Raw genomic sequence first — 21,042 nt, 5'->3', positions numbered from 1 at the left:
ATCGTTGCTTGATCCTTATCACTCGGACGCTTTCAGTCGCTTTCCGCAGCCTCCGCAGCGGCGGTTTCGTCCTGCTTGCGCTTCTGGGTTTCCAGCCACGCAATGATCGCCGCCTGCCGGATCCGACGATGCGTTCCCCGGTACTCCACCGGAATCTCGCCACGGTCGGTCATGTTCCGCAGATAGGTGTGTGAGATCCCGGCAAGCTCCGCAGCCTGCGAAGTCGTCAGCATTTCCTCCACGCTGCTGACGGTCACCGTTTCGCCCCGCCCGAGCCTCGCAAGGAGGTCGACGACGGCGTCCCGCGCCTGATCGGGCAGGCGGTGGACCGTGCCGTCCACGAACACGGTGATGTCGTCGCTGTCGTTGAGGGAGCGTGCCAGGTTCCGGGCGTCGTCGGTGGGGAGGCCTGCTGTGACGCGGGGAGCTATCAATGCCATGGCAGAAGCCTAGCCTGCGGCGTGGAGGAAGAACTTACTCCGCGTCCAGATCCGTTTCCAGCAGCTTCACCAGTGCGTCCAGCGCGGCATCGGCACCGTCCCCCTCGGCTCGAAGCACCACCACGTCACCCTTCGCAGCGCCGAGGGTCATAAGCGAGAGGATGCTGGCCGCGTCCATCGCTTCGTCCTCGGGCTGGCCCTGCATGGCGATGGTGACATCCACCGGCTGCTCGCCGGCTGCCTCGGCGAACAGGGCAGCGGGCCGGGCGTGCAGTCCGGAGCGGCTGGCTACGGTTGCTGTGCGTTCTGGCATGGTTTCTCCTTGCGTTGGTGCGGGAAGGGTTACAGGCCGAGCTCTTCGAGCACGGGGAGCTTGGCGCGGACCCAGTCGCGTGCCTCGGTGGCGCTGGGGGCGGAAAGAGCCAGGCGTGCAAGTTCCTGCGCCTGCTCCAGCGTGACGGTCTTCAGCACGGTCCCGACCGCGGCCAACGAGCGCGCGGTCATGGACAGTGTGGTGACGCCCAGTCCGGTGAGGACGACAGCGAGGGCGGGGTCCGCGGCGGCCTCGCCACAGACGCCAACGGGCTTGTTGTTGCCCTCCTGTGCCGAGCCTTCCACGGTGAGCTGCACCAGCCGCAGCACCGCGGGTTGCCACGGAGTGTTCAGGTCCGCGAGGGGGCCCAGCTGGCGGTCGGCGGCCATGGCGTACTGGGTGAGGTCGTTCGTGCCCAGGGACGCGAATCCCACTTCACGCAGCACGGTTGCGGCCGTCAGCGCGGCGGAGGGGACCTCCACCATTACGCCTGGCGTCCGGATTCCCGCTGCTGCGCAGAGCGAGGCAAAGCGTCCTGCCTCGGCAGCTGTGGAGATCATGGGAGCCATGACCCACACATCGGCCTCGGATTCCGACGCGGCGCGGGCGATCGCCTCGAGCTGGCGTTCCAGGACGCCCGGGGTGGTGAAGTCGGTGCGGTAGCCGCGAACGCCCAGTGCAGGGTTGGGCTCGGTGGCATCCGTGAGGAAGGGGAGGGGCTTGTCGGCGCCGGCGTCGAGGGTGCGGAGGACCACCTTCTTGCCCGGGAACGCGTCAAACACGGCTTTGTAGGCGGCGGCCTGCTCATCCACGGAGGGCTCGGTGTCGCGCTCCAGGAAGCAGAATTCGGTGCGGAACAGGCCAACGCCCTGGGCGCCCAGCTTCGCAGCTGCCACGGCATCCTTGGCTCCGCCCACATTGGCGAGGAGCGGGACCAGATGGCCGTCCGCCGTCGTGCCGTTTCCGTCGAAGGCTGCCAGCGTGGCGGAAGTTTCCGCCCAGGCGGTGGCAAGTGCACGTTGTTCCTTGGTCGGTTCGACGGCGACGAAGCCAGCAGCGCCGTCCACATAAACCTCTGAGCCGTCCGCGATCCCGTCCACGCCGTGGGCCGCAACGACGGCGGGCAGGCCAAGGGAGCGCGCGATGATCGCCGTGTGGGACTGCGGCCCGCCGCCTGAGGTCACCAGCGCCAGGACAACTGCGGGATTCAGGGTCGCAGTGTCGGCGGGAGCGAGATCCTCGGCTACCAGGATGAAGGGTGTTTCGGAGGACGGGATGCCCGGTGCGGGGACACCCCGGAGTTCAGCAACAATGCGTGCGCGGACATCCAGGACGTCGGTGGCGCGCTCGGCCATATAGCCGCCCAGGTTGTGCAGCATTTCGGAGACCGATGCGCCGGCTTCCCAGATGGCCCGTTCTGCGGAGGTTCCGGCGTTGACGAGTTTGCCCGCCGACTTCAGCAGCATGGTGTCTTTGGCCATGAGGGCGGTGGCCTCAAGGACGGCCTTGCCGTCGCCGGAGGCAGTTTCCGCGCGCGCCTTGAGTTCATCATGGACGGCTTGCGCCGCTGCCTTCAACCGCGCGACGGCGTCTTCCGGAGCGACGTCCGCGGCCAGGCGTTCCCCCGACGGCGGTTCACTCACCGGCTTGGGCATCTGGCGGACGGAACCCGTGATGCGGCCAGGGCTTACCCCAACTCCTTGGAAATTCTGCACTGAATCCTCTGTTCCTGCTTGTTGTTTCAGACCCGTCGGCGACGGCACCGGGAGCCTCTGTAACCAGCCTACAAAATTCCTTTGTGAGCCACTTCATATAGCAACGCTATAGGTGCTAGGGTAGCGGTTATGAGTTTCGATGACCAGCTTCCGCCTAAAATTCGGTTGCTTCGCGCAGCTGCCGAATTGCTGGCGAATTCGGAGGGGTCAGCGGTCTCAACGCGCCAGATCACCAAGCTTGCCGGTGTCACGGCGCCTACGCTCTACCACCACTTTGGTGACAAGGAAGGACTGTTCGACGCCGTCGTATCAGCAGGCTTCGAAGAGTACGTGGCGGGGGAGCGGGACTTTGCGCCGTCCGGGGAGCCCTTGGAAGACGTCCGGCGGATGTGGGACAACCACGTCCAGTTCGGACTGACCCAACCCCATCTGTACTTGGTCATGTTCGGCAACATCAGGCCGGAGAGCCGCCCGGCAATCGTGGCCGATGCTGAAGCGCTCCTGGAAGAGATGTTGAACAAGGCCGCCATCGCAGGTCAGATCAATGTGCCGCCCCGCGAAGCGGCACGGAGCATTCTCGCGGCCAACGTGGGCGTCACGCTCATGCTGATCGCTGAACCGGTGGAAGAACGGAACCTCGAGCTCTCAACGATGACCCGGGATTCCATGATTTTTGCCGTCTCCACGGAAACCGCCCGTGGCGCCGCAGCGGACGACTCCGGTAAGTCGTCGGTAGTTGTTGCGGCAATCGCCCTGAATGCGGCACTGCAGGCCTCGCATTCGGACCAACTTTCCAGCTCTGAACTGAAGCTTTTCCTGGAATGGCTTCACCGCATTTCCAGCAGCTCCTAGCTGCTCTCTCTCGATCTCTATATCGACTGACCCCGCGCCGCCGCGGGAAACACGTTAGGAATTCACATGGCAACAGAGACAGTTGCGAAGCCCCGCACCAGCGCCCGCGTTGGCGTCCAGAAGTTCGGAACATTCCTGTCCGGCATGATCATGCCCAACATCGGCGCCTTCATCGCCTGGGGCCTCATCACGGCCCTGTTCATCGAGAAGGGCTGGATTCCCGTCCCGGAACTCGGGGGCTATGGGACCAACGCCGAGGGTGTTGCCAACGTGGGCCTTGTGGGCCCAATGGTCAACTACCTGCTTCCGCTTCTGATTGCCTACACCGGTGGCCGGATGGTCTATGACGTCCGCGGCGGTGTGGTGGGTGCCATCGCCACCATGGGTGTCATTGTGGGCACGGGTATTCCTATGTTCATCGGGGCCATGATCATGGGGCCGCTGGGCGGCTGGACCATGAAAAAGATCGACAGCATCTGGGACGGCAAGATCCGTCCGGGCTTCGAAATGCTGGTCAACAACTTCTCCGCCGGTATCTGGGGCGGAATTCTGACCCTGCTCGGGTTCTACGGCCTGACCCCCGTAGTCAAGGCCTTCACAGCCGGTGCCGGCTCAGTGGTTCAGTTCCTGGTGGACAACGGCCTGCTGCCCCTCACCAGCATCTTCATCGAGCCTGCCAAGGTCCTCTTCCTGAACAACGCCATCAACCACGGCGTACTGACACCGCTGGGCATCCAGCAGTCGCTGGACCAGGGCAAGTCCATCCTGTTCCTGCTCGAAGCCAACCCCGGCCCCGGCCTGGGCATCCTGCTGGCCTACATGTTCTTCGGCCGTGGTGCTGCACGGGCATCGGCTCCCGGTGCTGCGATCATCCACTTCCTGGGCGGAATCCACGAGATCTATTTCCCGTACGTCCTGATGAAGCCCATCCTCATCCTCGCTGCCATCGGCGGCGGCATGACGGGCATCGCTACCCTGGCCATCACCAACTCCGGTCTCGTGGCTCCGGCAGCTCCGGGTTCCATCATTGCCGTCATAGCCCAAACCTCACGTGACAGCTACGTGGGCGTGGTCCTCGCTGTCGTGCTTGCCACCACTGTGTCCTTCCTGATCGCCTCCCTGATCCTGCGCACGTCCAAGAACAAAGGCGACGACGATCTCAGTGAAGCCACGTCCCGCATGGAAGCCATGAAGGGCAAGAAGAGCTCCGTCTCCTCCGCCCTCGTGGGAGACCGGCAAGCAGCTCAGGGTGAAGGCACCGTCCTGACCCGTCCGGTCCGGAACATCGTGTTTGCCTGCGACGCCGGCATGGGCTCGAGCGCCATGGGTGCCTCCGTCCTCCGCAACAAGATCAAGGCGGCCGGCTTCCCGGACGTCAAGGTCACCAACTCGGCCATCGCCAACCTCAGCGACACCTACGACGTCGTGGTCACCCACCAGGACCTCACCGAACGTGCACAACCGCGCACGTCCAGCGCCGTGCACTACTCGGTAGACAACTTCATGAACAGCCCCAGGTACGACGAAATCGTTGACTTGGTACGTTCTAGCAACAGCGAAGGCGCTCCAGCAGCGGCTGCTCCTTCGGGGGCCGTCGAAGAAGCCCCCGCCCATGGTGCCCATGCCGCGGAGCCGGCTGCCGCCGTCGAAGGCAAAGGCGTCCTGCTTCGCGAAAGCGTGATCCTGAACGGCACCTCCCGCGACCGCGACAGTGCGATCGACGAAGCCGGAAAGCTGCTGCTGGACCGTGGCGCCGTGGATGTCAGCTACGTCCATGCCATGCACGAGCGTGAGGAATCCGTGTCCACCTACATGGGCAGCTTCCTGGCGATCCCCCACGGCACCAACGATGCCAAGGAACACATCAACCACTCGGCCGTGTCCATCATCCGGTACCCCGAGGGCATCGACTGGGGCGGCAAGCAAGTGAAGTTCGTAGTCGGCGTGGCCGGCATCAACAACGAACACCTCCACATCCTCTCTTCCATCGCCAAGATCTTCACCAACAAGGCGCAGGTTGCCCAGTTGGAGCAGGCAACCACGGTGGATGAAGTCCTGGAGCTGTTCGGAAAGGTCAACGCATAGTGAAGGCAGTCCATTTTGGGGCAGGCAACATCGGGCGGGGTTTCGTGGGGCTGCTGCTGCACGAAGCCGGGTATGAGGTGGTGTTCGCCGACGTCGCGGATGCACTCATCAGCCAGCTCGCGGAGGCCAGCAGCTACGACGTCCATGAGGTAGGCGAAAACCCGGCGGTCAAGACCGTGGAAGGCTTCCGCGCCTTGAACTCGGCTGCACAGGAAACCGCTGTTGTGGAGGAAATCGCGACGGCGGATGTGGTCACCACCGCGGTGGGGCCCCACATCCTGAAGTTCGTGGCGCCGGTGATCGCCCGCGGGCTGGCCGCCCGGCCCGCGGACCTCCCTCCGCTGCAGGTCATGGCCTGCGAGAACGCCATCAATGCCACGGACCTCCTCCACACGGAGATCCGGGCTGCCTGGGACGATTCTGCCGGTGACCTGGACGCCGTCGCGGTTTTTGCCAACACCGCAGTGGACCGGATCGTGCCCAACCAGGCACCAGGCCAAGGCCTGGACGTCACGGTGGAAACGTTCTACGAGTGGGTCATCGACCGTACGCCGTTCGGCGGCAATGCGCCGAGCATCCCCGGCGCGACGTTCGTGGACGAGCTGGGACCGTACATCGAGCGCAAGCTGTTCACGGTTAACACCGGCCATGCGTCGGCTGCGTACTTCGGCTACGGTGCAGGGCTTGAGAAGATCTCGGACGCCATGGCCGATCCTGCCGTGGCCGCGAAGGTCCGGGCCGTGCTGGAGGAAACCAAGGAACTCCTGGTTGCCAAGCACGGTTTCGTGGAGGCCGAGCAGGAAGCGTACGTCCAGAAAATCCTGCAACGCTTCAGCAACCCGCACCTGCCGGATACCGTGAACCGCGTGGGCCGTGCGCCGCTGCGGAAGCTTGGCCGGCACGAGCGGTTCGTTGGTCCGGCGGCCGAGCTGGCAGAGCGGGGCGTCACCCCGGTGGCCCTGCTCGAGGCGATGTCGGCAGCCCTCCGTTTTGACGACGGTGCCGATGACGAAGCCGTGGAGCTTGCCAGGATGCTGTCCGAACTGGACGCGGCCGCCGTCGTCGAACGCGTTACGGAACTGCCGCCGACGCACCCGCTGTTCCCCGCCGTGCAGAAGCTGGTGGAGGACCGGCAGGCGGAAGCCTGATTTTCTCCAGGATGGCCGGCGCCGACGTCCCTTAGGGCCCGTCGCCAAGCGAAAGAGCGTATATGGGGCTGCCGTGCAATTCGCACCGCACAGCCCCATATACGCTCTTGGCGCGTCCGGGCTACTTTGTCGCTGCCGAGGTTTCCGCTTCCGACATCGCCTTCCACTCAGCCACGCGGGCCTGGTGGAGCGGAGACTTGCGGACTACTGCGTACGCGACGCCGAGGATTGCGAACCAGATGGGTGTCACCAGCAGTGCCGTGAGGGTGTCGGGCTGCGTAGTGAGCGCCCAGACAAGGAATGCGAAGAAGGCGAACACTACCCACACCATCGGAACGCCGCCGGGCATCTTGAACGGCGAGGCCGCGTGCAGCTCGGGGCGGCGCTTGCGGTACACCAGGTAGCTGGCCAGGATGATGGACCACACGAACATGAAGCAGACTGCGGACACGGTGGTCACCATGTCGAACGCCACGCCAACGTCCTTGCCCGCGTAGAGAAGCGCGACGCCGGCCAGCAACAGGACGCAGGAGAGGAACAGTGCGTTCTGGGGTACTTTGCGGCTGGAGAGCCGGCCGAAGAGTTTGGGAGCGTCGCCGTCATTTGCCAGGCCGTAGACCATGCGGGACGTCGAGTAGATGCCCGAATTGGCCGAGGACATGGCAGAGGTGAGCACCACCAGGTTCACCACAGTCGCTGCCATGCCCAGGCCCGCCAGGGAGAACATGGCGATGAACGGGCTTTGGCCTGCCTTGAATTCGGTCCACGGGGTGACCGACATGAGGATGATCAGGGCGCCTACGTAGAAGAGCATGACGCGCAGGGGAATGGCGTTGATGGCGCGGGGCAGGTTGTGCTCCGGGTTCTTGGTTTCTGCAGCCGCGGTACCCACGAGTTCAATGCCCACGAACGCGAACACGGCGATCTGGAAGCCGGCCACGAAGCCCATGAATTCCTTGGGGAAGAAGCCGCCGTGGCTCCAGAGGTTGGTGAAGCTGGCGGTGCCTGCGTTGGACTGGAAGCCGGTGAAGATCATGACCAGGCCCACGACGATCAGCGCGACGATGGCCACGATCTTGATGAGCGCGAACCAGAACTCGGTCTCGCCGAAGGCCTTGACGGTGGGGAGGTTCAGGAGGAGCAGGATGATGATGGTGGCCAGGCCCGGGATCCACAGCTGGATTCCCGGCCAGAGCTCGTTGGCGTAGCCCGCAATGGCGATCACGTCCGCAACGCCGGTGACTACCCAGCAGAACCAGTACGTCCAACCGGTAAAGAAGCCGGCCCACGGGCCCAGGAGGTCGCCCGCGAAATCGCTGAAGGATTTGTAGTTCAGGTTGGACAGCAGGAGCTGGCCCATGGCGCGCATCACGAAGAAGAGCATGAAGCCGATGATCATGTAGACGAAGATCACCGAGGGCCCGGCGACCGAGATGGTCTTGCCGGAGCCCATGAAGAGGCCCGTTCCGATGGCGCCGCCGATGGCCAGGAGCTGGATGTGGCGGTTGCTGAGCGAGCGTGAGAGGTGGGGCTCGCTGTCCCTGCTGGAGGCGCGGAGCTGCCCCTGTGTTGTCTGGTCGGACATTAGTTCAAGAACCCTTCGGAGGAACCGTCAGAATAGTGACGGCCGTTACAAATCTGTTCGATAAAGCTATAGCTAATGTCTGACCAATGGCCAATCGGTCTGCATGGCGAAAGCTCCCTTGTGGAAAAGGGAGCTTTGGCCGTTGGTTCGGGCTGGGTTTCAGAACACGGGCCGCTAGGCGTTCCGGCGCTTGTAGGCCGCCGTCGCAAAGGCGTAGGAGACGACGAGGATTCCCAGGCACCAGGCCAGTGCTACCCAAATATCCGTTCCGGCCGGTCGCTGGGCGAACAGGTCCTGGATGGTGTTCACGATGGACGTCACCGGTTGGTTCTCGGCGAACCAGCGGACGGGACCGGGCATGGTTTCCGTCGGAACGAACGCCGAGCTGATGAACGGCAGGAAGATCAGCGGGTAGGAGAAGCCGCCGGCGCCGTCCACGGACTTCGCCGAAAGGCCCGCAATGATGGCGATCCACGTCAATGCCAGGGTGAACAGCGCCAGGATTCCAGCTACGGCCAGCCAGTCCAGCACGTTCGCCGAAGTCCTGAAGCCCATGAGCAGTGCAACTCCGACGATGATCACCAGCGAAAGTCCGTTGGCCACCAACGATGTCAGGACGTGCGCCCACAGGACCGAGGAGCGCGCGATCGGCATGGATTGGAACCGCTCGAAGATGCCGCCCTGCAGGTCCGTGAAGAGGCGGACCGCCGTGTACGCGATGCCCGAAGCGATGGCTATCAGCATGATGCCCGGGAGCAGGTAGTTGACGTAGTTTTCAGTGTCGGTCCGGATGGCGCCGCCGAAAACATAGACGAACAGTAGCATCAGGGCAATCGGGGTGATCGCGGTGGTGATGATGGTGTCCACGCTGCGGAAGATGTGCCGCATGGAACGGCCCAGCAGGACCGAGGTGTCTGCGAAGAAGTGGGTGCTCATGACCTGTCCTTTGCTGGCTCGCTTGTTCCGGTGCTTCCCACGAGGGCCAGGAAGATGTCCTCCAGGCTTGGTTGCTTTTCCACGTACTCCACCTTGGCGGGCGGCAGCAGCTGCTTCAGCTCCTGGAGCGTGCCGTTGGCGATGATGCGTCCCTCATGAAGGATGGCGATGCGGTCTGCCAACTGTTCGGCCTCGTCGAGGTACTGGGTGGTGAGCAGGACCGTGGTGCCTTTGTTGGCAAGGTTCTTGACGATCTGCCACACCTCCAAGCGGGCTTCCGGGTCGAGTCCGGTGGTGGGCTCGTCCAGGAAGATCACCTTCGGATCGCCGATCAGGCTCATGGCGATGTCCAATCGGCGACGCATGCCGCCGGAGTAGGTTGCCACTTTGCGGGAGCCGGCATCGGTGAGGCTGAACCGGCCCAGCAACTCGTCAGCGATCCCGCCGGGATTCTTCAAGTGCCGCAGCTTCGCCACGAGTACCAGGTTCTCCCTGCCGGTCAACACCTCGTCCACTGCCGCGAACTGTCCGGTGAGGCTGATGGACTGCCGCACCTGGAGCGACTCGGTTGCGACGTCGAAACCCTCGACGGCGGCCTGCCCGCCGTCCGTTGTGAGCAACGTTGAGAGGATCTTCACCATGGTGGTTTTTCCCGCTCCATTGGATCCGAGGAGGGCGAAGATGCTGCCCGAAGCTACCTCGAAGTCCACGCCCTTGAGTACATGGAGATCCTTGTAGGACTTTTCGATGCCCTTTACCTGGATTGCCGCAGCTGTCATGACTCCGCCTCTTTCGCTTTGTCGATTGCTTTGTTGAGGCGCTCACGTTCCTTGTCGATCCAGCGCTTTCCGCCGTAGGCCTGGGCGAAAGTCTCGGCGAATTCGATCGGATCCTCGCCCACCATTTCGCTGACGGGAGTTCCGTCCAATGCTGCCCGTTCCCACAGGTCTGCCAGATCGATGAACATCTGGACCATGGTGTCGCCCTCGGTCACGCCGCCGTAGTACATCAGGTAGCGGTTGAAGGCGCTTGCTACGGAGCGGTAGGGCTCAGGCAACGCATCCATGCGGGCTTTGGCTTGCTTGTACTGCTTCTTCTGCTCGAGTGATCCCGTGACCAGTTCGATCCATTTTGCTGCCATGTTATTTTCCTTCCTTGCGGAGCTCTTCAATCCGTCCGGACAAGAAGCTCCAGGTGTTCCAGAATTCGTTTAGTTCTGTTTTGCCTTGGGCGTTGAGCGTGTACACCTTGCGTGGCGGGCCCTTTTCGGACGGCCGCTTTTCGACGTCCACCAGCCCCTTTTGTTCGATCCTGACCAGCAACGCATACACGGTTCCTTCGGCGATCTCGGTGAAGCCCTGCTCCCGGAGCAGCGTGGTGATTTCGTATCCATACGCCGCCTTCCCGGTCAGTAGGGCTAGAACAATGCCCTCCAGTGTGCCTTTGAGCATCTCCGTCATTTGCTTGCCCATCGGACACCTCCCTCGCTACTCAGTATTACTAGCTACCACTACATAGTAGAACTAAGTACCGGTACTTAGCAATACTGAGTTCCGAAGTCATTTTGCCAAGTGGCATGCTGGGGTGGTGACTACGAGACCTGCCGCCGAGCCCGCTTTGCTGACTGCCGCCGTCGAGCTTGGAACCTTCATCCTTCGACGCGCCCGGAAGGGTGACCTCCCGCATATCCTCGCGTTGCTCGCGGACGACCAGTTGGGTGCCACGCGTGAAAGTGCCGACGATTTAGCCCCGTACGAGCGGGCTTTTGACGCGATCGACGCCGATCCGGCGCACCTTTTGGTGGTGGGCGAACTCGACGGCGAGGTGGTGGCCACTTTCCAGCTCAGCTACCTTCCAGGCCTGTCGCGCAAGGGGTCGTGGCGGGCGCAGATCGAGGCGGTTCGAGTGTCCGGCAAGCTGCGCGGACAGGGTGTCGGGGCGCTCATGATCGAGTGGGCCATAGGGCAGGCCCGGGAGCGCGGCTGCTCCTTGGTCCAGCTGACTACCGACAAATCCCGGGCTGCGGCGCACCGCTTCTATGAGCGGCTGGGGTTCGTCGCGAGCCACGAGGGCATGAAGCTCACGCTCTAAGGCGGCCAGCCCTCAGGTTCGGGTTGCGGTCACAAGATACGTGCGTAAGTTGGATGCTCGTTTGGTTGGTGGGCTCTCAGTGAATCGACCGAAGTTTGCTTCAGGCTGTCCGGGGTAGGTCAGTGCGGCATCGCTCCAGCCGTTGGCCGTGAAGAGTGTTACGGGTTCATCTGTGCAAAAGGGCAGCGGCCGCTCAGCTTTCATGCGTGCCTCGACCAGCGGAGCCAGTGCCTCCAGCTGCAGAAGGCCGGTTCCGAAGATGTCTGCAAGGAAGATTGAGCCTTGTGCGGACAGGTCCGCGGCGGTGCGCACCAGGGACTGGGCGGCCTCGACGGTGAGGTAGTAGAAGAGGCCCTCGGCTACCCATATTGTTGTCGCTCGCGGATTAAAGCCTGCCCCGAGGAGGGGTTCCGTCCAGGTCCCTGACAAGTCCGCGGGCACGGACAGTCGTTCGGTCCGGGAGGTCGCCGTCCCGAGGACTGCTTCCTTATCCGCAAATGCCTCTGCGTAGTCGAGCTCGAACACTCGGCAGGATGGCGGAAGGGGCATTCGGAATGCCCTTGTATCCATGCCAGCCCCTAGCAAGACTATCTGCGCGCCCGGCCGGGCTGCCCTTAGGATTTGGTCATCAAAATAACGCGTCCGGACCGGAAGGAACGGGTTGTAGGCGGATGCTGCCAGGGTGGCTTTGCCGGAATCGCCGGCCAATAGCTCGGCCCACGGATCGCAAAAGAGCCGGTCCGGGCGGGCGGTTTCGAGGGCTCGTGAGGCGGCGATCCACCGACCCGTGTTTACTGCGGTGGCCCGTGCTTGCGGCCCGGAATGCGTTGTCATTGGTCCACAATAGCGACGGGCTGCTCTCGCGGGGAACGGGTGGGTGGCAGTTTGTGGGTAGCGCTGGTTTGGCATGAGGCTCGTTTTTTTTGGCTTTGATTCAGGGTTTTCCACATAGGGCGGTTGGTGTCTTTTGGGTGCTGTTGTTGCTTGGAAGAGTTGGGGTATGGAGCAGATTCGGGCAATGCAGTCACCGCCACCGGCGGCGCTTGCTGGTGCCGCGGAGCGTCTGCTTTTGGAGTCCGCGCCCCGAGTGTCTGAATTGATCACGCTTCTGGGTGCCGTCCGTCTCAGCACCGCCAGCGGCGAACTGATCGATCAGATCCGTGGGCTGGAGCGGTTGAAGTCCGCCATCACAGGATTGCAGGCCCGTGCCGCGGTGGCCTTCGACCTCGCCCAACGGCAGGAACAAGCCGACGCCGGGGTGCCGGCGGCCGAGCGGGGCCTGGGTGTTGGCGCCCAGGTGGCGTTGGCCCGGCGCGAATCCCCGAACAAGGGGTCCCGTCTCTTGGGGTTGGCAAAAGCGCTGGTCACGGAGATGCCGCATACTATGGCCGCGCTGGAATCAGGTCAACTCAACGAGTGGCGGGCCACCCTACTCGTGAAGGAAACGGCGTGCTTGTCCGTCGAAGACCGGGCCGCCGTGGACGAGGAACTCGCAGCCGACACCGGGACCTGCGACGGGAAAGGCGACCGGGCCATCACCGCCGCCGCGAAGGCTGCCGCCTACCGCCGGGATCCGCGCTCGGTGGCCCAGCGCGCCAGTCATGCCGCGACCGAGCGGACGGTGAGCCTGCGCCCGGCACCGGACACCATGACGGTCCTGACCGCGCTGCTTCCCGTTGCCCAGGGCGTCGCGGCGTACGCGGCGTTGTCCCGGGCCGCGGACACTGCCCGGTCCAGTGGGGACGCCCGAAGCCGGGCGCAGGTAATGGCCGATACCCTGGTCGAACGCATGACGGGCAGGCCTGGCGGGATCAGCGGGGTCGAGCTTCAGCTCGTCATGACCGACCGGACCCTGTTCCAAGGCGACAGCGAACCGGCACGGCTGCAGGGGTACGGAATCGTGCCCGCGGAATGGGCCAGAACACTGCTCGGCGCCGGAGGGACCGAGCCGCCGGCCGCGGAAGAAGAAAGCACCGGGCGGGACATAGCGGACATATCGGATCACGAGTTCAGCGTCTGGCTTCGGCGGCTCTACATCGCCCCGAGCAGCGGGGAGCTGATCACCACCGATTCCAAGGCCAGGCTCTTCCCACTCAGGCTCCGGCGTTTCATCGAAACCCGCGACCATACCTGCCGCACCCCGTACTGCGACGCGCCCATCCGCCACACCGACCACATCGTGCCCTGGCAACACGGCGGACCCACCACCCTGGCCAACGGCGCAGGACTCTGCGAAGCCTGCAACCACACCAAAGAACACCCCGGCTGGACAGCCACCACCACCACCCCCACCGACCCCACCACCGGAACCCGCCACACCATCAACCTCCAAACCCCCACAGGCCACACCTACCAATCCACCCCACCACCCCTACCCGGGCATCCAGCCGCACCCCAACCCGGAACCGAAGCGACCCCACCCACATCACCACCACCCAAATCCCACCCAGCAGACCAACGGGATCTCACACCCATCTAGAACCCAGAAACCCAAGATTTGGGACGGGTCGACGTTGAACTCGTAGAACACTTGACCATTAGGGGGCCTAACTATTAGGCTACCTAAATATGAGCGATAGTTTCGATCCCCGCCTCACCGACCTCGCGCGTGAATTTCGTGAGGCCCTGCGTCTGGGTGTCTACATGTTTCGTCGTCTGGACCCGGAGGGTGACCTCACCGCCGCGCAGCTGAGCCTGCTCTCCATGATCTCGGACGGCGGCCTCCGCGTAGGTGACATCGCCAAGAACCTTGGGATCAAAGTCCCGAGCGCCACAGAGCAGATCATCAAGCTTGAGCGTGCCGGCCTGGTCACCCGTCGACCCGACCCCGACGATTCCCGCGCCGTCCAGGTGGCCATCACCGACGCCGGGACTGCCGCCGTCGAATCGGCCAACCAACGGCGGAATGCCATGGTGGCCGAACTGCTGCAGGGCCTCAGCGCACAGGAAATCGAGCAGCTGGCCGCGGCACTTCCCGTCATCAGCAAAATCAACAGCTCATTCCAGAGCTAACACGAATTAACGCACCGACAAGGAGCAATTGAATGTCACGCCAATTGGCTGACGCTTCAGCAAGCGCCGAAACAACCATCGAAACCACCCTCGAAGCGGAGAAGGCTTCTCTGCTCAAACAGCCGAAAGCGGTGTGGGCCACGGCCCTCGCGGCTGTTTTCGCCTTCATGGGCATCGGGCTCGTGGACCCCATCCTCCCTGCGATCGCCAAGAACCTGCAGGCCTCCACCAGTGAAGTGTCATTGCTGTTCACCAGCTACTTCCTGGTGACTGCGGTGGCGATGTTGATCAGTGGTTTCGTGTCGTCCCGGATCGGCGGCAAGAAGACGCTTCTCATCGGCCTGGCGATCATCGTGGTGTTTGCGTCGTTGTCCGGCCTGTCCGGCAGTGTTGAGCAGCTGGTTGGCTTCCGCGCGGGGTGGGGACTCGGCAACGCGCTGTTTGTCGCAACGGCCCTGGCCGTGATCGTCGGTGTGGCCAGCGGTGGTACCGGCACAGCGATCATCCTGTACGAGGCCGCCCTTGGCCTGGGCATCTCGCTCGGCCCGCTGCTCGGTGCCCTGCTTGGCGGATGGCAGTGGCGCGCCCCGTTCTTCGGCACGGCGGTCCTGATGGCCGCAGCATTTATCGCACTGTTGGCATTGCTCCCCAAGACACCTGCCCCGGCGAAGAAGTCCCGCCTCCGGGACCCGCTCCTCGCACTTGGCCACAAGGGCCTCCGCACCACCGCAGCCAGCGCGCTGTTCTACAACTACGGCTTCTTCACCATCCTCGCCTTCACTCCCTTCATCCTGGGAATGGATGCCTACGGCATCGGGGGAGTGTTCTTCGGTTGGGGCGTTGCCGTAGCCGTGTTCTCGGTATTCGTGGCTCCCGTCCTGCAAAAGCGCTTCGGTGCCGTCAAGGTCCTGACCGGAACGCTGGCTGTCCTGATGCTCGACCTCGTCGGGCTGGGACTGGCTGCCGGGCACTCGGTGACTGCCGTCGTCGTGCTTGTCATCGTGGCCGGTGCCCTGCTGGGCATCAACAACACGGTCTACACGGAACTGGCCATGGGCGTCTCCGATTCGCCGCGTCCCGTCGCGTCGGCGGGCTACAACTTTGTCCGCTGGATGGGCGGCGCGCTGGCTCCCTTTGCCGCCGCGCAGCTCGGCGAGCACTTCGGGCCGCAGGTGCCGTTCTTCGCTGGTGCAGTTGCCATGGTGATTGCCATTCTGATCGCGTTCAGCGGCCGCAGCTTCCTGTCGTCCCACGAACCGCACCTGGTGTAACAAGCCACCACAGCAAAGAGGCCCGGCGGATATGATCCGCCGGGCTTCTTCGTCTGCTATTTGCCTTCGTCCGAGGTGACCGGCAGCGGCGCTACCGGCGCCCCCTTCGGGACGAACAGGGTTTCCGCCTGTTCCAAGGACATGCCATTGGTCTCGGGCACCTTGAACATCACAAAGAAGAACGACGCCGCGGCGAACGCTGCGTACATGGCGTACGTCAGGGGCAGCGAACCTGCCGCCATGATGGGGAAGCTGAGCGTGATGGCGAAGTTGGCGATCCATTGCGCGGCGGCTGCCAGGCCCAAAGCGCGTGCGCGGATCCGGGAGGGGAAGATCTCGCCCAACAGCACCCACACGAGCGGTCCCCACGAGGCGCCGAAGCTGATGACGAAGATGTTCGCCGCTACCAGGGCGATGGGTCCCCAAGCACCCGGAAGGGTGATCTCGGAGCCAGTGCCGACCGCGGAGGAGAAGGCCAGCGCCATGACCCCCAGCGATACTGCCATGCCGATGGAGCCGGTCAGCAGGATGGGCCGGCGGCCAATCCGGTCCACCAGTGCGATGGCCACGAGCGTCACCAGGATGTTGGTGATGGAGGTGGCCACGGAAATGGTCAGGGAGTCCTTTTCCTGGAATCCAACGGCCTTCCACAGAGTGGTGGAGTAATAGAAGATCACGTTGATGCCGACGAACTGCTGCAGCACGGACAGGATGATGCCGATCCACACCACGGGCAGCAGGCCGAAGCGGTTGCCGCGCAGAGAGCCCTTCTTGGTGGAGAGCTTTTCCTGCTGGATGGATTCGCGGATCTCGCGGATGTGCCGGTCGATGTCGTCGCCCGGAATGAGCTTGTTGAAGATGGTGCGGGCCTGGTCTTCCTTGCCGTTGAGTACCAGGAAGTGCGGTGACTCGGGCAGGCGGAAGGCGATCCAGCCGTAGATGGCGGCAGGCACGGCGCAGGCGATGAACATCCAGCGCCAGGCTTCGATCCCGAACCACAGCGTTCCGTCCGCGCCGCCGGCAGAGTTGGCCAGGACCGCGTCGGAGAGCAGCGCTGCAAAGATGCCCGTGGTGATGGCCAGTTGCTGGAGCGAGGCCAAACGGCCGCGGACGTGCCGCGGGGAGATTTCCGAAATGTAGGCGGGGGCAATCACGGATGCGAGCCCGATGCCGAGGCCACCTACCAGCCGCCAGAAGATGAGGTCCCACACGCTGAAGGCGAGGCCGGTTCCGATGGCGCTGACCAGGAAGAGGAGTGCGCCGATCTTCATTGCGGGGATGCGGCCGTACCGGTCGGCAACTTTACCGGCCAGGTAGGCGCCCACGGCACAGCCGAGCAAGGCCACGGCGACAGCGAAGCCGGTGAGAGCCTCGCTCATGGCGAACTCGCCCGCCATGGCATCCACCGCACCGTTGACTACGGACGAATCAAAGCCGAACAGGAAGCCGCCAACTGCGCCGGCGACAGCCAGGCCGATCACCTTCCGGGAAACGTGGGGCGCGCCTGCTTCGGTGCTGGGACTGGACATGGGTCTCCCTTGGGAAAGATGTGTGGGAATGCGGTGCGTGACGTCGTCGGCTGTTCCGACGGGGACGCCGGTGCACTCGCGCTACACAGTGTGGCACGTCATATCCGCCAAGTTCCAGTCAAGTGATGGACGTGACATGCATTCACTTTCTTAACCCATTCAGCCCTGATCACGGGCTGTGTGTTCGCTGGGAGTCCGTGAACGGTGCTCGTTCGGACCTCCAACCGTCGTTTTGAGTCCACAAATTGAACACAAAGCCCGACGACGGCCCTTAAGGATGGTGCCATCCTAAAGGGCCGTCGTCGGGAGGTATGCTGCTTGGTTTCGCGGGGAACTAGTGGGCCGGAACTGAATCCTTTGCGGCAGCCTTGGGATCCGTGAGCTTCTTGTTCGGCAGCGCGAAGCTGATCAGGAAAGCGATGATCATCAGGCCCGCAGCGGTCAACATGACCACGTCAATTGCCTGTGCAAAGCCCTCCGTGATCGGCCGGGTCAGCGTGCTGTTGGCCGAGTGCAACCAGCTGGTGTCGTTCAACGAATCGTTGTTGGCACCGTTCTTGAAGAAGTCGAACAGCTTGGCGTTCGCAGGATCCGAGGCCACGGCAGGGTCGCGCATGACAGCTTGGTAGTCGGGGCTGGATGCTGCTGTTTTCATGCCGTCTGCGATCTTGTCCGCGGCCGTGCTAAACAACATGGAGATGAACACTGCCGTGCCGACGGCGCCGCCCATGGAACGGAAGAACGCGGCCGTGGAGGTGCCAACGCCCATGTCCTTGGGTGGGACGGATACCTGCATGGCAAGGGTCAGCGGTTGCATGCAGAAGCCGAGTCCGACGCCGAAGAACACTGCGATCAGTCCGGGAACCCACAAGCCGGTGTCGACGCCCAGGACTAGCCCCATGACCGTTGCTGCGCCTGCAAGCACTGCCGTTCCCATGATCGGGAAGATCCGGTATACACCGGAGTTGGAGATCGTGCGGCCGGCGGAGATGGAGCCGAAGAGGATGCCCACTGTGAAGGTGATCATCATCAGGCCTGCCTCGGTGGGGGTAAGGCCCTTCACCAGCTGCAAATACATGGGCAGCATGGCGATGGCACCGAACATGCCGATACCGATGATGAAGTTCAACAGCGAGGACAAGCCGAACGTGGTGTTCTTGAAGAGACGCAACGGAATCAGCGCGTAGTCGCCGGCACGCTTCTCGGCGAGGAGGAACGCCACGATGCCGATGACGCCCAGTCCGTAGCAAAGCCATGATCCCGCGGAGGACCAGCCCCAGGTGCGGCCTTGCTCAGCTACCAGGAGCAGCGGAACAATCGCCAAGGTGATGGCGGCTGCGCCCCAGTAGTCGATCTTCTGCTTCACGTGCCTGACTGGCAGGTGCAGGTACATGAAGACCACCACCAGCGCGGCAAGGCCGATGGGGAGGTTGATGAAGAAGACCCAGCGCCAGCCGTCGAAGCCCAGGATGTTGGCTGAACCGGCAAAGGCACCGCCAATGACAGGGCCAAGGACAGACGAGATGCCGAAAACGGACATGAAGTAGCCCTGGTACTTGGCCCGGTCCTTCAGGGCAACGATGTCGCCGATGATGGTCAGGGCCAGCGCGAGGAGGCCGCCGGCGCCCAGGCCCTGGATGCCGCGGGCGATGGCAAGCTCCGTCATGGAGTGGACGGAACCTGCGTACAGGGAGCCGGCGAGGAAGATCAGGATGGCCGTGAGGTACAACGGGCGGCGGCCAAAGATGTCGCTGAGTTTGCCGTACAGCGGGGTGCTCACCGTGGAGGTGATGAGGTACGCCGTAGTGGCCCACGCCTGCAGGGACAAACCGTCGAGGTCGTTGGCGATGGTGTAGATGGACGTGGACACGATGGTCTGGTCCAGCGAGGACAGGAACATGCCGAGCATGAGTCCCACCATGACGGTGAGCGTCTGACGATGGGTCAGGACCTCACCAGCAGCCCGAACGGGCGTGGAATTGGACATATCTTCTCCAAAGATGGCAGAAAAGTGGGATTAAGCAGGATAGTTGCTTTCAGTAACTATCCTAACGCCCCGATCATTCCCAGCGGGAGAATATTTCTTGGCCGACCCTCTTCAAGTCTCCTCCGCTCACCTCAGCGTTCCAGGAGGATTCCGTCCGGATCGCTGAAGATCATCACCCCGGGACGGATGCGGACATCGTCGATCACGAGTTCCACATCGACCTCGCCGGCCCCCGTCTTGGCACTCTTCCGGGGGTTGCTTCCGAGGGCTTTGACGCCCAGGGAGAGCCGGGCGATGGCCTCACGGTCGCGGATGGCTCCGTAGATGATCACTCCGGCCCAACCGTTTTCCACGGCGCTTTCAGCGATCATGTCGCCCATGAGGGCAGTCCGCAATGAACCTCGGCCATCGACGACCAGGACTGCTCCGTCGCCGGGCGTGGCCAGGACTGATTTCACCAGCGCGTTGTCCTCATGGCACCGGATAGTACGGACGGGGCCGCTGAAATGCGTGTGGCGTCCAAGGTTCTGGAACTGGACAGCAAGGGACTCGAGTTCCTCACCGCGTTCGTCGTAGAGATCTGCCGTATTTACATGCTGGCTCATGGTGCTTCTCCTCCGTGGGTTTGAGGCCACACTAACGCGCCACACGGGCTGCTTGGGTGCGTATTTCGGGCTATGTGAATAAACGACGCGACGGCGGTTCAGCGTCACTCCGCCACGCTAGGCTGAATTCACACATTCAAATGAGGGGAACCTGCCATGAGCTTGTCCGACCTTCCGGGGCCGGTACCGGATCCCGCTGTCGTCCGTGGCGGCACCACGGCGCTGGCTGAACCGGTTAAACCAGTCCGCCCTGTTTGGGTCACCGGCGTGGTACTGGTCAACCTGGGCATCAACGCAGCGTTCTTCGGTCCCCTTCAGGTTCTCCTGGGCCAGCAGGCTGCCCACTTTGACGAGGGCCAGAAGGAGGCCATCCTGGCCTTGGTCACCGGCTGCGGTGCTGCAGTTTCCATGGTGGCGAATCCCCTGTTCGGCGCCTTCAGCGACCGGACCACATCCAGGTTTGGGCGGCGGGTTCCCTGGGTTCTGATGGGAGCAATCCTCGGCGCCGTTGCCCTTGTTGCCCTGGCGGGCGCGCCCAACGTAGCTGTGATGACTTTGCTGTGGTGCCTGGTGCAGGCGGGAGCCAACGCCATGTATTCGGCCATTACCGCCGCCGTCCCGGACAGGGTTCCCGTGCCGCAGCGCGGAACTGTTGGCGGCTTGGCCGCCATGGGCCAGACGGTAGGTATCCTCGTGGGCGCCGTGATCGCCGCCGTCGTCGCCGGAGACTTCGCCGCAGGTTACTGGGTGTGCGCCGCGGCGCTGCTGGCCGGCGTCGTGCTTTATCTCTTCAAGAGTGATGACCAGCCCCTTCCGCCCCAGGAGCGGCCGCCGTTCAGCCTGTGGCCGTTCCTCAAGGGTTTCTGGGTTTCGCCGAAACGTTACCCCGACTTTGCGTGGGCCTGGCTCACCCGGCTGCTGGTCAGCACGGGCAACCACATGGTGACGATCTACTTGCTTTTCTTCCTTACCGATGCCGTGCATTTGAAAGAAACTGAAGGAATCGAGCCCGAGTTCGGCGTGCTGGTCCTGACCGGGCTGTACGCAGTGATGGTCATCATTACTAGCGTCCTGGGCGGTCGCTTGAGCGACCGGACGGGAAAGCGGAAGCCCTTGGTCATAGCTTCGTCCGTCATCATCGCTGCAGCGTCACTGATTCTGGCCTTCGCCCCGACGTGGATTGGCGGCCTGGCGGGAGCAGCTGTCCTCGGAATCGGCTTCGGCGCCTACCTTGCGGTGGACTTCGCCCTCATCAGCCAGGTCCTGCCCGCGGCTTTGGACCGAGGCCGGGACCTCGGTGTCATCAACATTGCTAACTCGCTGCCGCAAATTTGGGCGCCAGGGATCGCTTACCTCCTCGTGAAAGAGTGGCACGGCGGCTACGTCTCGCTGTACGTAGCCGCCGCAGTCATCGGGCTCTTGGGTGCCGTGTTCGTGGTGAAGATCAAGAGCGTGGCGTAGCCCAGGAAGTCT

20 protein-coding genes are annotated in these 21,042 nt (G+C 63.3%); 8 read left to right on the top strand and 12 right to left on the bottom strand.

All coding sequences use genetic code 11. The annotated features are described in order from the left end of the window. Window positions 1–32: 32 nt before the first annotated feature. The 3 genes from PYR64_RS17920 to ptsP are packed head-to-tail and all read right to left on the bottom strand — an operon-like array spanning window position 33 to window position 2,468. Complete coding sequence (locus PYR64_RS17920) at window positions 33–440, bottom strand: helix-turn-helix domain-containing protein (RefSeq protein ID WP_018780192.1); 408 nt, start codon at window positions 438–440, stop codon at window positions 33–35. A gap of 34 nt (window positions 441–474) precedes the next feature. Continuing rightward, window positions 475–753: an HPr family phosphocarrier protein gene (locus tag PYR64_RS17915; RefSeq protein ID WP_018780191.1), complete on the bottom strand. Its 279-nt coding sequence runs from the start codon at window positions 751–753 to the stop codon at window positions 475–477. A gap of 29 nt (window positions 754–782) precedes the next feature. Then, entirely contained in the window at window positions 783–2,468 is a 1,686-nt protein-coding gene (gene ptsP, locus PYR64_RS17910; protein ID WP_275776773.1) for a phosphoenolpyruvate--protein phosphotransferase, read from the bottom strand. A 129-nt stretch (window positions 2,469–2,597) separates the two neighbouring features. Here ptsP and PYR64_RS17905 point away from each other — a divergent pair, with 129 nt between their 5' ends. The 3 genes from PYR64_RS17905 to PYR64_RS17895 all read left to right on the top strand — a co-directional run bounded on the left by PYR64_RS17905 (window position 2,598) and on the right by PYR64_RS17895 (window position 6,553). Further along, complete coding sequence (locus PYR64_RS17905) at window positions 2,598–3,320, top strand: TetR/AcrR family transcriptional regulator (protein ID WP_018780189.1); 723 nt, start codon at window positions 2,598–2,600, stop codon at window positions 3,318–3,320. A 66-nt stretch (window positions 3,321–3,386) separates the two neighbouring features. After that, on the top strand, window positions 3,387–5,405 hold the full coding sequence (locus tag PYR64_RS17900) for a PTS mannitol transporter subunit IICBA (protein WP_064723661.1): 2,019 nt from the start codon (window positions 3,387–3,389) through the stop codon (window positions 5,403–5,405). Further along, window positions 5,405–6,553 (top strand): mannitol-1-phosphate 5-dehydrogenase, encoded by a 1,149-nt coding sequence (locus PYR64_RS17895; RefSeq protein WP_275776769.1) that lies wholly within the window; start codon window positions 5,405–5,407, stop codon window positions 6,551–6,553. The genes PYR64_RS17900 and PYR64_RS17895 overlap by 1 nt, the downstream gene beginning before the upstream one ends. 121 nt (window positions 6,554–6,674) lie before the next feature. Here PYR64_RS17895 and cycA read toward each other — a convergent pair whose 3' ends face one another. The 5 genes from cycA to PYR64_RS17870 all read right to left on the bottom strand — a co-directional run bounded on the left by cycA (window position 6,675) and on the right by PYR64_RS17870 (window position 10,546). Further along, window positions 6,675–8,138, bottom strand: a complete 1,464-nt coding sequence (gene cycA, locus PYR64_RS17890) for a D-serine/D-alanine/glycine transporter (RefSeq protein ID WP_039243291.1) — start codon at window positions 8,136–8,138, stop codon at window positions 6,675–6,677. A 174-nt stretch (window positions 8,139–8,312) separates the two neighbouring features. Further along, window positions 8,313–9,074, bottom strand: coding sequence for an ABC transporter permease (locus PYR64_RS17885; protein ID WP_079582859.1), 762 nt, complete (start codon window positions 9,072–9,074; stop codon window positions 8,313–8,315). Then, entirely contained in the window at window positions 9,071–9,853 is a 783-nt protein-coding gene (locus PYR64_RS17880) for an ATP-binding cassette domain-containing protein (RefSeq protein WP_275776767.1), read from the bottom strand. The genes PYR64_RS17885 and PYR64_RS17880 overlap by 4 nt, the downstream gene beginning before the upstream one ends. Further along, the gene (locus PYR64_RS17875) at window positions 9,850–10,215 is read right to left on the bottom strand and encodes a DUF1048 domain-containing protein (protein ID WP_018780183.1); all 366 of its coding nucleotides are present in this window, start codon (window positions 10,213–10,215) and stop codon (window positions 9,850–9,852) included. The genes PYR64_RS17880 and PYR64_RS17875 overlap by 4 nt, the downstream gene beginning before the upstream one ends. Before the next feature lies 1 nt (window position 10,216). After that, window positions 10,217–10,546, bottom strand: coding sequence for a PadR family transcriptional regulator (locus tag PYR64_RS17870; protein ID WP_018780182.1), 330 nt, complete (start codon window positions 10,544–10,546; stop codon window positions 10,217–10,219). A gap of 112 nt (window positions 10,547–10,658) precedes the next feature. On the opposite strand from PYR64_RS17870, the gene PYR64_RS17865 reads away from it, so the two are divergent. Further along, the gene (locus PYR64_RS17865; protein ID WP_018780181.1) at window positions 10,659–11,165 is read left to right on the top strand and encodes a GNAT family N-acetyltransferase; all 507 of its coding nucleotides are present in this window, start codon (window positions 10,659–10,661) and stop codon (window positions 11,163–11,165) included. A 12-nt stretch (window positions 11,166–11,177) separates the two neighbouring features. Here PYR64_RS17865 and PYR64_RS17860 read toward each other — a convergent pair whose 3' ends face one another. Further along, entirely contained in the window at window positions 11,178–11,999 is an 822-nt protein-coding gene (locus PYR64_RS17860; RefSeq protein ID WP_275776764.1) for an SAM-dependent methyltransferase, read from the bottom strand. A 184-nt stretch (window positions 12,000–12,183) separates the two neighbouring features. Here PYR64_RS17860 and PYR64_RS17855 point away from each other — a divergent pair, with 184 nt between their 5' ends. The 3 genes from PYR64_RS17855 (at window position 12,184) to PYR64_RS17845 (ending at window position 15,448) form a co-directional block, all read left to right on the top strand. Next, a complete protein-coding gene (locus tag PYR64_RS17855; protein WP_275776762.1) occupies window positions 12,184–13,644 on the top strand; it encodes an HNH endonuclease signature motif containing protein in 1,461 nt (486 codons plus the stop codon). Between the two features lie 89 nt (window positions 13,645–13,733). Continuing rightward, a complete protein-coding gene (locus PYR64_RS17850; RefSeq protein ID WP_275776760.1) occupies window positions 13,734–14,177 on the top strand; it encodes a MarR family transcriptional regulator in 444 nt (147 codons plus the stop codon). A 32-nt stretch (window positions 14,178–14,209) separates the two neighbouring features. Beyond that, the gene (locus PYR64_RS17845) at window positions 14,210–15,448 is read left to right on the top strand and encodes an MFS transporter (RefSeq protein ID WP_018780179.1); all 1,239 of its coding nucleotides are present in this window, start codon (window positions 14,210–14,212) and stop codon (window positions 15,446–15,448) included. A gap of 56 nt (window positions 15,449–15,504) precedes the next feature. Here the strand turns inward: PYR64_RS17845 and PYR64_RS17840 are convergent, their stop codons facing one another. From PYR64_RS17840 to rraA, 3 genes are all read right to left on the bottom strand, one after another. Beyond that, complete coding sequence (locus PYR64_RS17840; RefSeq protein ID WP_018780178.1) at window positions 15,505–16,977, bottom strand: sugar porter family MFS transporter; 1,473 nt, start codon at window positions 16,975–16,977, stop codon at window positions 15,505–15,507. A gap of 334 nt (window positions 16,978–17,311) precedes the next feature. Next, a complete protein-coding gene (locus tag PYR64_RS17835; RefSeq protein WP_018780177.1) occupies window positions 17,312–18,964 on the bottom strand; it encodes an MDR family MFS transporter in 1,653 nt (550 codons plus the stop codon). A gap of 131 nt (window positions 18,965–19,095) precedes the next feature. Continuing rightward, window positions 19,096–19,569, bottom strand: coding sequence for a ribonuclease E activity regulator RraA (gene rraA / locus PYR64_RS17830; protein ID WP_018780176.1), 474 nt, complete (start codon window positions 19,567–19,569; stop codon window positions 19,096–19,098). A gap of 156 nt (window positions 19,570–19,725) precedes the next feature. Between rraA and PYR64_RS17825 the strand changes: the two genes are divergently transcribed. Continuing rightward, window positions 19,726–21,030 (top strand): MFS transporter, encoded by a 1,305-nt coding sequence (locus tag PYR64_RS17825; protein ID WP_064723652.1) that lies wholly within the window; start codon window positions 19,726–19,728, stop codon window positions 21,028–21,030. Window positions 21,031–21,042 lie beyond the last annotated feature (12 nt).

The sequence above is a fragment of the Paenarthrobacter sp. Y-19 genome, assembly GCF_029223985.1.
In the GTDB taxonomy this organism is placed as follows: Bacteria; Actinomycetota; Actinomycetes; order Actinomycetales; family Micrococcaceae; genus Arthrobacter; species Arthrobacter nicotinovorans.
The sequence above is the reverse complement of the archived record's forward strand: the minus strand, read 5'-3'. Positions and strand labels throughout refer to the sequence as shown.